The sequence below is a fragment of the Microbacterium sp. 18062 genome (assembly GCF_902706225.1).
Classification (GTDB): Bacteria; Actinomycetota; Actinomycetes; order Actinomycetales; family Microbacteriaceae; genus Microbacterium.
The window spans coordinates 1-15,259 of record NZ_CACSKB010000032.1; the positions used below are offsets into that span (position 1 = coordinate 1).

Here is a 15,259-nt window from a genome sequence, read left to right on the forward strand (position 1 = left end):
CCTCCCCAGCCCCGCCGCACGTGCCCGCCGTGCACGGAGTCCAGTGCGGGTACGGACCCGGAGGACCGGGAACCCTAACCTGGGGGCTTCCGAGAACTGGAGGTAACCCCCATGGCCGTCTTCTCCGTCGACAGCGACGCGGTCTTCACCGCGACCACCGCCATCCGCGGCACCGTCGATCGTCTGCAGAGCGAGTCGACATCGCTCATGGCGCAGCTGAACGCGCTGCAGGCCTCGTGGACGGGCGCTGCATCCGGTCTGTTCCAGGGAAGCGTCGAGCAGTGGCGAGGCGCTCAGCGCACCGTCGAGGACGCCCTCGCGACGATCAACCTCGCGCTGACCGCCGCAGGACAGCAGTACGCCGAGGTCGAGCAGGCGAACATGAGCCTGTTCCGCTGACCGAGGAGACGACGGATGCCCCGGTCCAGAAGGACCGGGGCATCCGTTCGTGAAGGACGTGCGCTTCGTCTCGGAACGCCTTCGGCGTGCCTCGATCGGCGGCGATACGCCCGGGGGTTCCATGCCGCTTCGCGACCTGGAACCCCGTCATATCAGAAGTCCATGCCGCCCGTCGGGTCAGCGGGAGCGGCCGCGGCCCGCTCCGGCTTGTCGGCGACGACGACCTCGGTGGTGAGGAACAGGCCCGCGATGGACGCGGCGTTCTGCAGCGCCGAGCGCGTGACCTTGGCGGGGTCGATGATGCCCTGCGCGAACAGGTCACCATACTCGCCGGTGGCCGCGTTCAGGCCGTGACCGACCGGAAGGTCGGCGACCTTGTTGGCGACGACGCCGGGCTCGAGACCGGCGTTGAGCGCGATCTGCTTGAGAGGCGCCTCGATGGCGACCTTCACGATGTTCGCACCGGTCGCCTCGTCACCCGAGAGCTCGAGGGTCTCGAACGCCGTCTTGCCCGCCTGGATGAGCGCGACACCGCCACCGGCGACGACACCCTCTTCGACGGCGGCCTTCGCGTTGCGCACGGCGTCCTCGATGCGGTGCTTGCGCTCCTTGAGCTCGACCTCGGTCGCCGCGCCCGCCTTGATGACGGCCACGCCGCCGGCGAGCTTGGCGAGACGCTCCTGGAGCTTCTCGCGGTCGTAGTCGCTGTCGGTGTTCTCGATCTCACGACGGATCTGGGTCACGCGACCCTCGATCTGCGCCGACTCGCCGGCGCCCTCGACGATGGTCGTCTCGTCCTTGGTGATGATGACCTTGCGGGCACGACCGAGCAGGTCGAGGGTGGCGTTCTCGAGCTTGAGACCGACCTCCTCGGTGATGACCTGGCCGCCGGTGAGGATCGCGATGTCCTGCAGCTGCGCCTTGCGGCGGTCGCCGAAGCCGGGGGCCTTGACGGCAGCCGACTTGAAGATGCCGCGGATCTTGTTGAGCACGAGAGTCGCGAGAGCCTCGCCCTCGACGTCCTCGGCGATGATGAGGAGCTCCTTGCCGTCCTGGATCACCTTGTCGACGATCGGCAGCAGATCCTTGATGTTCGAGATCTTCTGGTTCGCGATCAAGATGTAGGGGTCCTCGAAGACCGCCTCCTGACGCTCCGGGTCGGTCACGAAGTAGGGGTTCAGGTAGCCCTTGTCGAACCGCATTCCCTCGGTGAGCTCGAGCTCGGTGCCGAAGGTGTTGGACTCCTCTACGGTGACCACGCCCTCCTTGCCGACCTTGTCGATCGCCTCGGCGATCAGCTCGCCGATCGCGGTGTCGGCAGCGGAGATCGACGCGGTCGCGGCGATCTGCTCCTTGGAGTCGATCTCCTTCGCCGCGGCGAGCAGAGCCTCGGTCACGGCCGTGACGGCCTTCTCGATGCCGCGCTTGAGCGAGATGGGGTCGGCGCCGGCCGCGACGTTGCGCAGGCCTTCGCGCACGAGCGCCTGAGCCAGGACCGTGGCGGTCGTGGTTCCGTCACCGGCGACGTCGTCGGTCTTCTTGGCGACCTCCTTGACCAGCTCCGCACCGATCTTCTCGTACGGGTCGTCGAGCTCGATCTCCTTGGCGATCGACACACCGTCGTTCGTGATCGTGGGAGCGCCCCACTTCTTCTCGAGAACGACGTTGCGACCGCGGGGGCCCAGGGTCACCTTGACCGCGTCGGCCAGGATGTTGAGGCCGCGCTCGAGGCCGCGACGGGCCTCCTCATCGAAAGCGATGATTTTTGCCATGTGTGTGTCGTCCCTCCCGGACGTTGGCTTACGAACAGTTAGCACTCAGTTGAGACGAGTGCTAACTCATTCTGGCACTCGACCCCATCGAGTGCAAGCCACCGCGGACCTCATGACGACATGCGACGTCCGCCCGGGGACATGCCTCGACCCCGGGGCCCGAGGGCCGCCGGGGTCGAGAGGACGAATGCGGATCAGCGGCCTGCGCCGCTGACGAACGACGAAGGAGGCGAGACCTCCCCCTCGGGGAGACTTTCGAGTCAGCTTCTCAGGGCCCTTGCGGGCTCCTCCGTGGAGTGGCGAAAGGCCGGTCGCTGCCCTTCGTCTCGGAGCTCGCGCTCCTCACTCAGGGACCGAGAGCGGAGACTCTCGAGTCAGGCGACGACGCGGACCGATTCGGCCTGCGGACCCTTCTGCCCGTTCCCGACGGTGAACTCGACCGCCTGGCCTTCTTCGAGCACGCGGAACCCGGTCATGTCGATGTTCGAGTAGTGAACGAAGACGTCCTGACCGTCGCCGGAGGTGATGAAGCCGAAACCCTTCTCAGCGTTGAACCATTTGACGGTGCCCTGGGCCATGCGATTCTCCTGATGCTATGGAACGGAGCAATCGTATGCAGCCGGAATCCCGCAGGATGACCGGAATCGGCAGTGTTGACACGGGTGCCGCGAACTGTTTACGCCGGGGAAACACTCGGCCGTCGAGAGCGCCCCTCAGGAGGCCGGCGAGGACGAATCGGCCCCTGCCTCGGTGCGGTCGAGGCCGATGACGACGGTCAGGAGTTTCGCCTGGCTCTCGTCGACGTCGCCCGTCTCCGGGTCGTCCTGGGGCTGATAGACGTCGCTCTGGGCGACCTCCGCGCCACCGATCACCTGAGCGATCCCCTTCGCCGCGGCCTCGTCCGCCGGGAAGGCGTAGTACACGGTCGTCTGCGGGAAGTCGGTCACGCTGGCCTGACTGGCGAAGACCGTGTCGGCGTTCCATCCGGCCGCGACGATCTGGTCCTTGAGCGTGGTCGCGAGCCCCTGCTCGCCGGTCGCGTTCAGCACGTTGACCGAGAAGGAGGTGTCGACCTCCGGCTCGACCTCGGGCCCCACCGTCGCGCTGGGGCTGGCCGCGGGGAAGAGCGTCACGCGTCCCGATGCGATCAGGCTGCCGAAGATGCCGATGCCGACCAGGAGGATCGTCGCGACGAGTGCCCACAGCACGGTGGCACCGGCACGCATGCGGGGATTCTCCGCCCGGTGGGCACCGACACGGCCCGATCCCTCCGGAAGATCGTCGAAGCGATCGTGGGGGAAGCTCTGACGCGGCACCCCCCGATGCTACCCAACCGGCCTCGGAAGCGCGGTCACCCCGCGGCGCGCGCCGAACGGGGCGCACGGGAACGACGCTGCTCGTCGCGGATGCGGCGCAGGCGCCCGACCAGCATGGGCTCGTGGGCGAGGGCCGCCTCGGTGTCGATGATCCGGTTCAGCAGCTGGTAGTACCGGGCCGGCGCGAGACCGAGCTCCGAGCGGATGGCCTCCTCCTTCGCCCCGGCGTGCGCGCCCCAACGGGACTCGAACGCCAGGATCCCGCGGTCACGGTCGCCGAGACCGGCGCGAAGGCCCGCTCCGCTCGTCGCATCGGGGTCGGTGAGAGGCACTCCTCCACGCTAACGGCCGTGGGTGCCGGATCCGTGACGCCACTCCACGCTCGCCCCGAGCGGATCGACCGCCGCGAGCACCTCGCCGTCGAGCGCGAGGGCGAACGCCGCGCGCGGCCAGCTGTCCTCGTCGATCACCGTGGTCCACCCGTCGTGCAGCCCCGGGGCGTCGAGCGTGATCCAGTGGCCGACCTCGCGCGCCGCACCGATCAGCGCGCGGCGCCGCCTCCGGGGCACGTGCGCCAGCACGCCCGGCGTCGTCACGACCAGCGTGGCGTCTGCGGGCGCGGAAGCGGCGAGCGCCGTGAGCACACCGGGTTCGGTCGCATCGCCGCGCACGAGGCGCGGCGGGTCGGCGGCCGCGATGTCCGCGGCGGCGGCGATCCGTTCGCGCCGGCCGTCCTCTCCGGGCCAGATGAGTCCCGTCAGCCAGGCGCGGTCCTCGGGGTCGGCCGCGTCCAGCGGCGCCAGGTCGATCCCGGAGCGCCAGACGATCTCCGGAACCCGTGTCGGCGGCGCGCCTGCGCTCCAGGCCGAGTCCAGGACGACGGCGCTCGGTCCCGCGGGCGGGTCGATCGTCGCGACCGCGCCGTCCGGGCTCCGATACCGGTAGGAGTAGCGGTCCGGGTAGAGGCAGAGCCCGGCGCTGGCCCCGACCTCCAGGAGCGCGAGCGGGCCGTGCAGAAGGGCAAGCGCCGGCAGCAGCGCCGCGCAGCGCAGCGGCTCGTTGGTCTGGATGCTGCGCGCTCTGCACTCGGCGACGAGGAGGTCGGCGTTCGCCGGCACCCATGCACCCCACGCGTCGGCCGGTTCCTCCGGTGCGCCGAGCATCCGGCTCACCGCGAAGACGAGCGGAGGCTGACGGTGCGTGTCCGGGATGCGGGCGAGCACGCCCGCCACCGCGGTGTCCGCGGAGACGGTGGCCGCCCAGATCGCGTACAGTGCGGATCGGCCGGGTGCCTCCTCCCGCGCGAACCGGTCGTAACGGGCCGAGACGTCGTCGAGGTCGCTCACGGCATCCATTCTCCGCCGCGAACACGGAACACGACCGGCGTGGAGCGGGTTGAATGGGAGTGACGAAGGAGGAGCCATGAGCTATGCAGTGAACAAGTCCGACGACCAGTGGCGCGAGGAACTGGGTGACGACCGGTACGCCGTCCTCCGACAGGCCGCGACCGAGCGGGCCTGGACGGGCGAGCTGCTCGATGAGAGCCGCGCCGGCCTGTACGCCTGCGCCGCCTGCGGCGCGGAGCTCTTCCAGAGCGGCACCAAGTTCGACTCCCACTGCGGGTGGCCGAGCTTCTACGAGTCGGTCCGACCCGAGGCCGTCGAGCTCATCGAGGACGACAGCCACGGGATGCAGCGCACCGAGGTGCGTTGCGCGACCTGCGGCTCCCACCTCGGCCATGTCTTCCCCGACGGGTTCGGCACACCCACCGGCGACCGCTACTGCATGAACTCGATCGCGTTGGAGTTCACCCCCGAGGCGGGCGAGTGACCGGTACCGCCGTCGAGGCGATGCGCGTCCGTCGGTCGTGGTCGAAGGTGACCGACGAAGCGCCCACCCATGAGCAGTTGGTCGACCTCGTGAGCGCCGCCGGGCGTCTGGCCGACCATTCGTCTCTGCGCCCGTGGCGGCTGATCGAGCTGCGCGGCAGGGATCGCGAGCGGCTCGGCCGCGCCATCCACAAGGCCGAGCACAAGCCCGGCCGCTCGACGAAGCCGCTGCGCGCCCCGCTGCTGATCGCCGTGGTCGCCCGCATCCGCAAGGGCAAGGTGCCCGATTGGGAGCAGGAGGCGGTCGCCTCGGGAGTCGCGCACCTGCTCAGCCTCGCGCTCGACGACGAGGGTTGGGGTGTCTTCTGGCGCACCGGTGACCACACCCGCAGCAAGGCGGTCGCGAAAGCCCACGGGCTCGAGAAGAACGAGCGGCTGTTGGGCTGGCTGTACGTCGGCGGCAGACCGGAGCAGAGGCGTCCGAGCCGGATCAAGACGGTGGACGGGGCGACGTTCCTCTCGCCGATGCCCCGCTGAGCGACGGCGAGCCGCATCAACGCCGCCGCCAGCGCGGCAGCACCGCGATGATCACGCCGACCAGCGCGACGCCGACCGCGATGAGCGCGACCGCCAGCGGCGGAGCGGCATGCGCCGGCCACAGCGCGTCGATCGCGACCGACGTGAGGAGCAGGCCCACGACCGAGCCGAGGCCGAGCTGCAGAACGCCGGTGTGCCGCACGAGCGCCGCCGACAAGAAGATGTAGACGACTCCGGTGGCCCCGCCCAGGTAGAGCCACGGTTCGGCGGGGAGACTCTGCGGCGCGCCGGCCACGGCGACGCGGATGCCGGCTGCGACGGCGAGCGCGAGCGTGCCACCGGCGAAGTTGACGAGGGTGGCCGTGAGGGGGCTCTCTACCGCGTGACGGAGCCTGCCGTTGGTCGCCTGCTGCCACGCGATGCCGGCACCGGCGAGGAACGGCAGGACGAGCATCCACGGCGGGATGCGCGAGGAGTCCTCGCCGAGGAGCGTCACGACCACGGCGGCGACCGCGAGCGCACCGCCGACGAGGCGGCCGACGGTGACCGAGACCACTCCCGACGGCCCGTAGCCGAACCGGTCGAGGAGCACGCCGTTCACGGTCTGCCCGGCGACCACGCCGACGGTGAAGGTCGCGACGCCGATGACGGCGACCATCAGTCCCTGCGCCACCACGGTGAACGCCCCGGCGAACCCTCCGATCAGCATCCACAGCGGTACGTGACCGCCGCGCACCCCGCGGAACAGTCGCGCCGCCCCGGCTCGCCCGGCGGGCGTCGCCGCCGAGAGCACGATGAGGATCGCGAAGCCCGATCCGAAGGAGATCAGCGCGGCGACGAAGCCGTCGTCGAGCGCGGCGCCCAGCGCGCCGTTCATCTGCGCCTGCACGCTCGTGAGCGCCCCCACGAGCACCGAACCGGCGAGCGCGACGCCGAGCGGAAGGCGGCGGCTGGACGACGGAGTCGGGCGAGAGGTCACCGACCGATGCTACGCGGCTCCGCTCGTGGCGACGGATCGCAGCCCGAGACGGACCCGTGCAATCCGTTCTGGCGTCGGTGACGAAACACTTACTGATGTGCAGCCTCGGGGCGAGGAGGGGGCACGTCGCCCGCTGGGGGGCTGAGGCCGCGGAACGGGGGTCACCCGTGGCCTCAGGGAACGAACGACGAAGAACGCCCCCGGCGTCCGCTCCGAAGCGGATTCTGACGGTCGTCGCAGCACGGTAACCGATGGATCTGACACATCCCGCCACGGGATCGTCGCCCCGTCCCCAGTGTTTTCAGTGCCGGCTACAGGACTTGAACCTGCAACCCCCTAATTACAAGTTAGGTGCGCTACCAATTGCGCCAAGCCGGCGAGGCCGCCAGTCTATCGGGGTGCTCGATCCACCCCGCAGCCGCCGGTCACGGTGTCGTCGACGGCGTGGGGGTCGGCGTCCGGTAGTACGCATCGCTCGAGGTCGTCAGCACGAACTGCGCGAACTCCTTCGGATCGTCGAGAGCGCCCTGATACTGCTGACCGTTGACGAGGATCATCGGCGTCCCGGTGAGGGTGAGCCCATCGGTGTCGGGGATGCCTGCGACCGCCTCGTCGGTGGTGGACTTCGCCCACGTCATGTAATCGCCGTCCTCGATGCAGGAGCGCACCTTCTTCGGCTCGGACACACCGGCCGTCTCGGCGAGGGTGGCGAGCTCGTCGTCGGAGAGCCCGTCGGAGTTCGCGTCGGGCTGCTCGACCAGCAACGCGTGATTGAACGCGAAGACCTTCTCGGGCGAGAACGTCGCGACGCAGGCCGCCGCTCCCGCGGCACGGAGGGAGTACTTGGTGCCGTTCGACTTCGCGGTGAGCATGGCCACCGGATAGTACGAGAGCGTCGCCGCCTCCTTCGTGACCCAGTTCGACAGCTGCTGCGCGTTCGCGAGCTCGAACTGCTGCGCACCGGGCGCCAGGTAGTCGACATAGATGCGGATGTCGGCGGTGGAGGCGCTCGTCGGGGTCGGCGACGGCACGGCCTCTTCTTCAGTTTCCTCGGCCTGCGGGGTGGCCACGGTGTCCGGGATCGTCGCGGAGCCGAGTGCGACCCCGTCGACCGACGTGATCGCGAACCCGCCGTCGCTCTCACCGCGAGGCGACAGCTGCAGCTGGCTGGTCGACGACGACACGGCGAACACGACACCCGCGACGACGGCACCCACGACCACGACGCCGCTCGTCACGAGGGCGACGAGACGGATGCGGCCGGCACGAGCATGGCGCGCCTGGACCTGCTGAGCCTTCTCGCGGACCGCCTCACGACGGTCGCGGGGCACCGGAACGTTCGAACGGTCGTCGCTGGACATGGAACCTCTGATTGCACACGGGCCGGACTCGCCGGCGGAGGCCGCACGGGTGAACGGCCCCATCGATGCTAGCCAGCGCACCTGGGAAATGCCCAGACGCGCGTGCCATACTGATCGTGCGTCCAATGGAGGGCGCGCGGGACAAGCCCCCGCACATTCCATTCACTACGGATCGTCCGGCACGTACCTGCCGGTGAAGGAGAAGAGACAATGGCGACCGTTACGTTCGACAACGCGACACGTCTGTACCCCGGGGGCACGCGCCCCGCCGTCGACAAGCTGAACCTCGAGGTCGCGGACGGCGAGTTCCTCGTCCTGGTCGGCCCGTCCGGCTGCGGAAAGTCCACCTCGCTGCGAATGCTCGCGGGTCTCGAGGAGGTCAACTCCGGCCACATCCGCATCGGCGAGCGCGACGTCACCGACGTCCCGCCGAAGGACCGCGACATCGCGATGGTGTTCCAGAACTACGCGCTGTACCCGCACATGACGGTCGCCGAGAACATGGGCTTCGCCCTGAAGATCGCCGGCGTCGGCAAGGACGAGCGCGCCAAGCGCGTGCTCGAGGCGGCGAAGCTCCTCGACCTCGAGGAGTACCTGACCCGCAAGCCGAAGGCGCTCTCGGGCGGTCAGCGTCAGCGTGTCGCGATGGGTCGCGCCATCGTGCGCCAGCCGCAGGTGTTCCTCATGGACGAGCCGCTGTCGAACCTCGATGCGAAGCTGCGCGTGCAGACGCGCACGCAGATCGCGTCGCTGCAGCGCCGCCTCGGCGTCACCACGGTCTACGTCACCCACGACCAGACCGAGGCGCTCACCATGGGCGACCGCATCGCGGTGCTGAAGGACGGCCTCCTGCAGCAGGTCGGCACCCCGCGCGACCTGTACGAGCGCCCGAAGAACGTGTTCGTCGCCGGCTTCATCGGCTCCCCCGCGATGAACCTGTTCCCGGCCGACCTCGCCGAGGGCGGCGTCCGCTTCGGCAACCTCGTCGTCGCCGTCGAGGCCGACACGCTGGGCAAGGCGCACGGTTCCGAGGTCACCATCGGCGTCCGCCCCGAGGACATCCAGGTCGCTCCCGCCGACGGCCAGGGGCTGTCGGTCGTCGTCGACCTCGTCGAGGAGCTCGGCGCGGACGGCTACCTGTACGGACACGCCGAGCTGGACGGCAAGCGCACCGACATCGTGGCGCGCGTCGACGGCCGTCGGCACCCGAACGCGGGCGAGACCGTGGTGCTCGCGCCCGTGCCGGGACACATCCACGTCTTCGACCTCGAGTCGGGCGACCGCCTCACCGACAAGGCCATCGCCTCGGCCTGATCGGAACATCGAACGCGGCGCGGCGGATCCGGAGGATCCGTCGCGCCGCGGCGTGTGAACGGAGGACCATGTCGGAATCACTGACCATCACCGCGAGCTCGGTCGACCCCGGCCTGCTCACCCTGCCGTGGACCACCCCGCTCGCGGACTGGTCGGGCTCGGACATCGTCTACCTGCCGAAGGGCATCTCCCGCCACCTGGTGCGCTTCTCCGCCCTGTCCGGACGCGTCATCGCGGTGAAGGAGACCACCGCAGAGATGGCCCGCCGCGAGTACGACATGCTCGGCAATCTCGCCCGCCTCGATGTGCCGTGCGTGGAACGCGTCGCCGTGATCGCCGGACGCTGGGCCCCCGCGCCCGAAGGCTCCGGGCAGCGTGGGGAAAGGCGTGGGGAGGATGCCGACGGCACGCCACTGCCCGCGGCCCTCGTGACCGCGCACCTCAAGTTCTCCCTCCCCTACCGGGCCCTGTTCACCCAGGTGTTGCGTCCGAACACCGCAGCACGCCTGGTCGACGCCCTCGCCGTGCTGCTCGTGCGCCTGCACAACGTCGGGTTCTTCTGGGGCGACGTCTCGCTCTCGAACACCCTGTTCCGGCGCGACGCCGGCGCCTTCGCCGCCTACCTCGTGGACGCCGAGACCGGCGAGCTGCACGACGGCGGGCTGACCCGGGGCCAGCGAGAGCACGACCTCGACATCGCCCGCACCAACATTGCGGGCGAGATCATGGACCTCGAGGCGGGCGGGCGGCTCGAGGGCGGCGTCGACGCGCTCCAGGTGGCCGACGGCATCCTCTCGTCGTACTACTCGCTCTGGAGCGCGCTGACCGATCAGGAGTCCTTCTCGGTCGACGAGTCCTGGCGCATCACCGAACGCGTGCAGCGCCTGAACGCCCTCGGCTTCGACATCGGCGAGATGTCGATCCAGACCGCACCCGACGGCACCCGCGTCTCGATCCAGCCGAAGGTCGTCGACGCCGGGCACCACCAGCGGCGCCTGCTGCGCCTCACGGGCCTCGACGTCGAGGAGAACCAGGCACGACGCCTGCTCAACGACCTCGACGAGTTCCGCGCCCGCGTCTCCCGGATCGGCTCCGACGAGGACATGGTCGCCCACGAGTGGCTGACCCGGGTCTTCGAACCGGTCGTCAAGGCCATCCCGTTCGACCTGCGCGCGAAGCTCGAGCCGGCCGAGGTGTTCCACCAGGTGCTCGAGCACCGCTGGTACATGTCGCAGGGCCGCGGCCGGGCGGTCCCCCTCGCCGAGGTGCTCACGAGCTACATCGACGACGTGCTGCGGCACCGCCGCGACGAGGCCACCGTGATGGGGCCGCCCACCGAGACCATGTCGATCCCGGTGGTGCGTTCCGCATCCGACGACGAGGACGAGGACGAGCAGATCGACTGGCGCGATCTCGTCTGACCACTGCCGCGCCGCCACCCGGGAGGAGGTATCCCGCGGGATACGGCGTGGGATGGAGAAAGCCCGGTCGCCGAGCGAGCACCGCGAGACGAGGCACCGCGCCCCCTTTCCTCTCGGAGCTGTGCTCCTCGCTCAGGGACCGATACGGGAGGCGCCCGCGTCAGTAGCCGACGGCGAAGTTGTCGCGCGAGTGGCGCGGGTTCTCGATCTCGTCGAGCACGGCGACGGCGAGATCGGCGCCCGAGATGAAGGACTCGCCATCCGCGTCGGTCACGAGCACGTGACCGCCGTCGCGGTACGCGCCCGTCCGATCCCCCGGCGCCCAGACGCCGAAGCCGCCGGCGGGGTGCACGTAGAACCAGTCGCGTCCGGATGCATCCGCCCGCAGGTCCTCGAGCACGTCGAGAGCCTCGCGGGCCTCCGGCTTGTACTCCTCGGCGAACTCCGGGGTATCGATCAGGCGGGGTCCGCCCTCGGCGACGAGGCTGCCGCCGGCACCGCCGACGACGCCGATCCGAACGTCCTCCGGGAGCACCGAGTTCAGCTGCGCGAGCGCCGGCCGCACGAGCCCCAGCATGTCGCCTCGCGCGGCGACCGCCGAGACGACGACCTCCACGCCCTGCAACTCGGTCGCGAGGCTCGGGATGTCGAGCAGGGTCCCCTCCAGGTAGGTCGCGTGCTCCACCCGCTCGCCCGGCACGGTGCGCGCGACGGACAACACGGTGTGGCCGCGGCGGACGGCCTCGGCGACGATGTGGCTGCCGGCGTAGCCGGTGCCTCCGATGACGGCGATACGGGTCATGCTCTGCTCCTTCGATCGAGATCAGGCGGGCGGTGTCGCACGCATCGTGGACACCTGGTACAGCGCGACGGATGCGGCGATGCCGGCGTTGAGCGACTCGGTGGCGCCCGAGATCGGGATCGACACGATCTGGTCGCACGTCTCGGTGACCAGGCGCGACAGCCCCTTGCCCTCGGAGCCGACGACCACCACGACCGGCCGATCGGCCAGCTCGATCGCCGGCAGCGAGACGTCGCCGTCGCCGTCGAGGCCGAGCACGAACACGCCCTGCTTCTTGAGCTCCTTGAGCGTCGCGGTCAGGTTCGCCGCGATCGCCACGGGGATGCGGGCCGCAGCGCCCGCGCTGGTCTTCCACGCGGCGGAGTTCACCCCGGCGCTGCGTCGCTGCGGGATGAGCACGCCCTGCCCCCCGAACGCCGCGGTGGAGCGGATGATCGCACCGAGGTTGCGCGGATCGGTCACACCGTCGAGCGCCACGAGCAGCGGCGTCTCGCCGCGGTCGACGATCTGCTCCAGCAGATCCTGGGGGTGCGCGTACTCGTACGGCGGCACCTTGATCGCAACGCCCTGATGCACACCGTCGAAGCCGGCCATGCGGTCGAGCTCGGGGCGCATCACCTCGAGGACGGGGATCCCGCGGTGCGTGGCGATCGAGAGCATCTCCTTGACCCGGTCGTCCATCTCGACGCGCTGCGCGATGTACAACGCGGTCGCCGGGATCTTCGCCCGCAGCGCCTCGAGCACGGAGTTGCGGCCCGTGACGGTCTCGGTGTCGTCGTTCTGCTTCGCGCGGCCGCCGCGGCTGGAGTTCGGCGCCTGGGAGCGCTGACCGGGTTTGCCCGTTCCTCCCGCGGCGGCGAACCGCTCCTGCGCCGCCTTCCGCTTGCCGGCGACGTGCCAGCCTCGGTCCTCGGCCTTGGGGGTCGGCCCCTTGCCCTCGAGCGCCTTGCGGCTGTGTCCGCCGGTGCCCTTGAGCGGGCCCTTCTTCTTGCCTCTGCTCGCGCCGGGGCGTCCTGGCTTCGTCATCGGTTCTCCTTCGTGCGGGGCTCGGCCCCGTCCGCTCCGCGAGGCGGAGTCGTCTGTGCGGGCGACAGGCTCCAGTGAGTCCCGTCGGTGGTGTCTTCGAGGGCGATGCCGGCCGCCGCGATCGCCTCGCGGATGCGGTCGGCCGCCGCCCAGTCCTTCGTGGCGCGCGCATCGGCGCGCTGCACGATCATCGTCTGCACGAGCGCATCGAGCGCTGCCTGCTCCGGCCCCGCGACGACGGCCTCGGCAGCCTGCGCCCTTTCGAGCCCGAGCGCCGTCAGCATCGCGTTGACGGCGCGGGCGGCATCGATCGCCGCGGCGTCGTCGGCGTCGATCGCGGCGTTGCCCGCGCGCACCGTCTCGTGGAGTACGGCGAGCGCCTGCGGCACGCCGAGGTCGTCGTCCATGGCGGCGACGAACGCGTCGGGCAGGGCGCTGTGGACGAGGACGGCCGGGTCGGCTCCCGCGTACCGCAGAACGCGCTGAAGGAAGCCCTGGATCCGGTCGAGCGCCGCCTCCGCCTCGTCGAAGGCGCGGTCCGAGACGTCGAGACTCGAGCGGTAGTGCGCGGCGCCCAGGGCATACCGCACGACGAGCGGGTCGCGGGTGGCGAGCGCGTCGGCGGCGAGCGCGACGTTGCCGAGGGACTTCGACATCTTCTGCCCGTCGACCGTCACGAGTCCGTTGTGCACCCAGTACCGGGCGAACGCGTCGCCCGCCGCGGTCGACTGGGCCAGTTCGTTCTCATGGTGCGGGAACCGCAGGTCGAGTCCGCCGCCGTGGATGTCGAACTCGGCGCCGAGGTAGCGCCGCGACATGGCCGAGCACTCGATGTGCCAGCCGGGACGGCCCGCTCCCCACGGCGCCGACCACACCGCATCCGCCGGCTCGCCCGGCTTCGCGCCCTTCCACAGGGCGAAGTCGTGCGGGTCGCGCTTGCCGCGGGGGTCCGCATCCGTCGCCGCCTCCATCGCATCGACCGACTGGTGGGTCAGCGCCCCGTACTCGCGCCACGAGCGCACGTCGAAGTAGACGTCTCCCGATCCGTCGGGGGCACGATACGCGTGGCCGCGCGCGATGAGCAGTTCGATGAGCTCGATCATCTGCGGGATGGATCCGGTGGCCCGCGGCTCGTAGGTGGGCGCGGCGATGCCGATCTCGGCATAGGCGCGGGAGAACTCGAGCTCCATGCGATAGGCCAGTGCCCACCACGGCTCGCCGTCTGTCGCGTTCGCCAGCACCTTGTCGTCGATGTCGGTGACGTTGCGCACGAACGTGACCCGGCCGAAGCGATGCTCGAGCCAGCGTCGCAGGATGTCGAAGCCGAGCGCCGCACGCAGGTGCCCGATGTGCGGGCCCGACTGCACCGTCGGCCCGCAGACGTACATCGTGACGTTTCCGGGATCGAGCGGCACGAAGTCGCGCAGCGCCTGCGCCTGGGTGTCGTAGAGCCGGACCGTCACCGTCCCAGCCTACCGGCGGCCCCTGTCACGGGCCCGTCACACGGCCGCGGTAGAAAAGGAGGATGCTTCCCGTGCTCGCCGTCGTCATCGCCGCGGTGCTCTTCGGCACGACCGGCACCGCACAGGTGCTCGGCCCCGAGGGCACGAGCCCGCTCGGCGTCGGCGCGATGCGGCTGGTCGTCGGCGGCACCGCGCTCGCCCTCCTCGGATTCGGGCTCGCCCGGCGGCAGCGGCGCCGCGCGACGACTCCCGCCAAGCGGCCGACGATGCGGAGGTCCCCGGGAGGGACGCCCGCATCGTCCCGGCCGGCCATCGGCCGGAGGCCGCTGACCCGGCGCGCGTTCGTGCTGATGGCGCTGACGGGCATCTGCCTCGCGGCCTACCAGCCCCTGTTCTTCCTCGGCACGGAGCGCTCCGGCGTCGCCGTCGGCACCGTGATCGCGCTCGGATCCGCCCCCGTGCTCGCCGGGATCATCGAATGGGCGCTGACCCGCCGCATCCCACGCCGGGCATGGATGGTCGCGACCGCGCTCGCCCTGCTCGGCGTCGTGCTGCTCGCGCTCGGCGCGGGAGACGGGGGCGGTGCCGACCCGATCGGCGTCCTCGGATCGCTCGGCGCGGGAGCGTCGTTCGCGGTGTTCGCCAATGCCCAGCGCCGCCTGATGGACGACGGGTGGGATCCTTTCACCGTCGCGGGCGCCATGGGACTCGGCTCGGCCCTGACGGCGCTCGTCATGCTGCCGTTCACGTCACTCGACTGGATCGGCGAGCCCGCCGGCATCGCCATGGCGCTGTGGCTCGGGATCGCGACGATCGCGGTCGCGTACACGCTGTTCACCTGGGGCCTGCAGCGCCTCACGGCAGCGACAGCCGCGACGCTCACCCTCGCCGAGCCCCTCACGGCGGCGTCCCTCGGGATCACGGTGCTCGGCGAGCGCCTCGCCCCCGTCGCGCTCGCGGGCCTGGCCGTCCTCGGTGCGGGTCTCGTGCTCCTCGCCTGGGGATACCGGACTCCCCGCCCCTTCGCCGTGGAGGGTTGA

Annotated in this window: 16 protein-coding genes and 1 tRNA gene; 6 read left to right on the forward strand and 11 right to left on the reverse strand. The window is 70.6% G+C overall.

Annotation, left to right across the window (positions count from 1 at the left end):
- Positions 1–111: 111 nt before the first annotated feature.
- Positions 112–399, forward strand: a complete 288-nt coding sequence (locus GVL03_RS12405; RefSeq protein ID WP_159501319.1) for a WXG100 family type VII secretion target — start codon at positions 112–114, stop codon at positions 397–399.
- A gap of 152 nt (positions 400–551) precedes the next feature.
- Here GVL03_RS12405 and groL read toward each other — a convergent pair whose 3' ends face one another.
- The 5 genes from groL to GVL03_RS12430 all read right to left on the reverse strand — a co-directional run bounded on the left by groL (position 552) and on the right by GVL03_RS12430 (position 4,842).
- Positions 552–2,171 (reverse strand): chaperonin GroEL, encoded by a 1,620-nt coding sequence (gene groL, locus GVL03_RS12410; protein ID WP_159501320.1) that lies wholly within the window; start codon positions 2,169–2,171, stop codon positions 552–554.
- Between the two features lie 374 nt (positions 2,172–2,545).
- Entirely contained in the window at positions 2,546–2,749 is a 204-nt protein-coding gene (locus GVL03_RS12415; protein ID WP_159501321.1) for a cold-shock protein, read from the reverse strand.
- A gap of 135 nt (positions 2,750–2,884) precedes the next feature.
- Positions 2,885–3,397 carry a LytR C-terminal domain-containing protein gene (locus tag GVL03_RS12420; RefSeq protein WP_159501322.1) on the reverse strand — a complete coding sequence of 171 codons (513 nt, stop codon included), beginning with the start codon at positions 3,395–3,397 and terminating at the stop codon, positions 2,885–2,887.
- 125 nt (positions 3,398–3,522) lie between these two features.
- Positions 3,523–3,819, reverse strand: a complete 297-nt coding sequence (locus GVL03_RS12425; protein ID WP_159501323.1) for a DUF3263 domain-containing protein — start codon at positions 3,817–3,819, stop codon at positions 3,523–3,525.
- Between the two features lie 9 nt (positions 3,820–3,828).
- Complete coding sequence (locus GVL03_RS12430) at positions 3,829–4,842, reverse strand: DUF2332 family protein (RefSeq protein WP_200847170.1); 1,014 nt, start codon at positions 4,840–4,842, stop codon at positions 3,829–3,831.
- A gap of 67 nt (positions 4,843–4,909) precedes the next feature.
- Here GVL03_RS12430 and msrB point away from each other — a divergent pair, with 67 nt between their 5' ends.
- Together msrB and GVL03_RS12440 are read left to right on the forward strand one after the other, a co-directional pair.
- Entirely contained in the window at positions 4,910–5,317 is a 408-nt protein-coding gene (gene msrB, locus GVL03_RS12435) for a peptide-methionine (R)-S-oxide reductase MsrB (protein WP_159501325.1), read from the forward strand.
- 20 nt (positions 5,318–5,337) lie between these two features.
- Positions 5,338–5,853 carry a nitroreductase family protein gene (locus GVL03_RS12440; protein ID WP_159501360.1) on the forward strand — a complete coding sequence of 172 codons (516 nt, stop codon included), beginning with the start codon at positions 5,338–5,340 and terminating at the stop codon, positions 5,851–5,853.
- A gap of 16 nt (positions 5,854–5,869) precedes the next feature.
- On the opposite strand, the gene GVL03_RS12445 is transcribed toward GVL03_RS12440, so the two are convergent.
- The 3 genes from GVL03_RS12445 to GVL03_RS12455 all read right to left on the reverse strand — a co-directional run bounded on the left by GVL03_RS12445 (position 5,870) and on the right by GVL03_RS12455 (position 8,193).
- Complete coding sequence (locus GVL03_RS12445; protein WP_235038148.1) at positions 5,870–6,832, reverse strand: DMT family transporter; 963 nt, start codon at positions 6,830–6,832, stop codon at positions 5,870–5,872.
- 305 nt (positions 6,833–7,137) lie between these two features.
- Positions 7,138–7,210: transfer RNA gene (locus tag GVL03_RS12450), tRNA-Thr, on the reverse strand.
- 47 nt (positions 7,211–7,257) lie between these two features.
- On the reverse strand, positions 7,258–8,193 hold the full coding sequence (locus GVL03_RS12455; RefSeq protein ID WP_159501326.1) for a thioredoxin domain-containing protein: 936 nt from the start codon (positions 8,191–8,193) through the stop codon (positions 7,258–7,260).
- A 210-nt stretch (positions 8,194–8,403) separates the two neighbouring features.
- Here GVL03_RS12455 and GVL03_RS12460 point away from each other — a divergent pair, with 210 nt between their 5' ends.
- Both GVL03_RS12460 and GVL03_RS12465 read left to right on the forward strand, forming a co-directional pair.
- Positions 8,404–9,507, forward strand: coding sequence for an ABC transporter ATP-binding protein (locus GVL03_RS12460; RefSeq protein WP_159501327.1), 1,104 nt, complete (start codon positions 8,404–8,406; stop codon positions 9,505–9,507).
- Positions 9,508–9,575: 68 nt separating this feature from the next.
- Complete coding sequence (locus GVL03_RS12465) at positions 9,576–10,928, forward strand: DUF4032 domain-containing protein (RefSeq protein WP_159501328.1); 1,353 nt, start codon at positions 9,576–9,578, stop codon at positions 10,926–10,928.
- A gap of 160 nt (positions 10,929–11,088) precedes the next feature.
- Here GVL03_RS12465 and GVL03_RS12470 read toward each other — a convergent pair whose 3' ends face one another.
- Genes GVL03_RS12470 through cysS form a run of 3 tightly spaced genes read right to left on the reverse strand, consistent with a single transcriptional unit; the run spans position 11,089 to position 14,219 of the window.
- On the reverse strand, positions 11,089–11,730 hold the full coding sequence (locus GVL03_RS12470) for an NAD(P)-dependent oxidoreductase (RefSeq protein WP_159501329.1): 642 nt from the start codon (positions 11,728–11,730) through the stop codon (positions 11,089–11,091).
- A 21-nt stretch (positions 11,731–11,751) separates the two neighbouring features.
- Complete coding sequence (gene rlmB / locus GVL03_RS12475) at positions 11,752–12,756, reverse strand: 23S rRNA (guanosine(2251)-2'-O)-methyltransferase RlmB (protein WP_159501330.1); 1,005 nt, start codon at positions 12,754–12,756, stop codon at positions 11,752–11,754.
- A complete protein-coding gene (gene cysS / locus GVL03_RS12480) occupies positions 12,753–14,219 on the reverse strand; it encodes a cysteine--tRNA ligase (protein WP_159501331.1) in 1,467 nt (488 codons plus the stop codon). Before cysS ends, rlmB begins: the two co-directional genes overlap by 4 nt.
- Before the next feature lie 62 nt (positions 14,220–14,281).
- On the opposite strand from cysS, the gene GVL03_RS12485 reads away from it, so the two are divergent.
- Positions 14,282–15,259: a DMT family transporter gene (locus tag GVL03_RS12485; protein WP_159501332.1), complete on the forward strand. Its 978-nt coding sequence runs from the start codon at positions 14,282–14,284 to the stop codon at positions 15,257–15,259.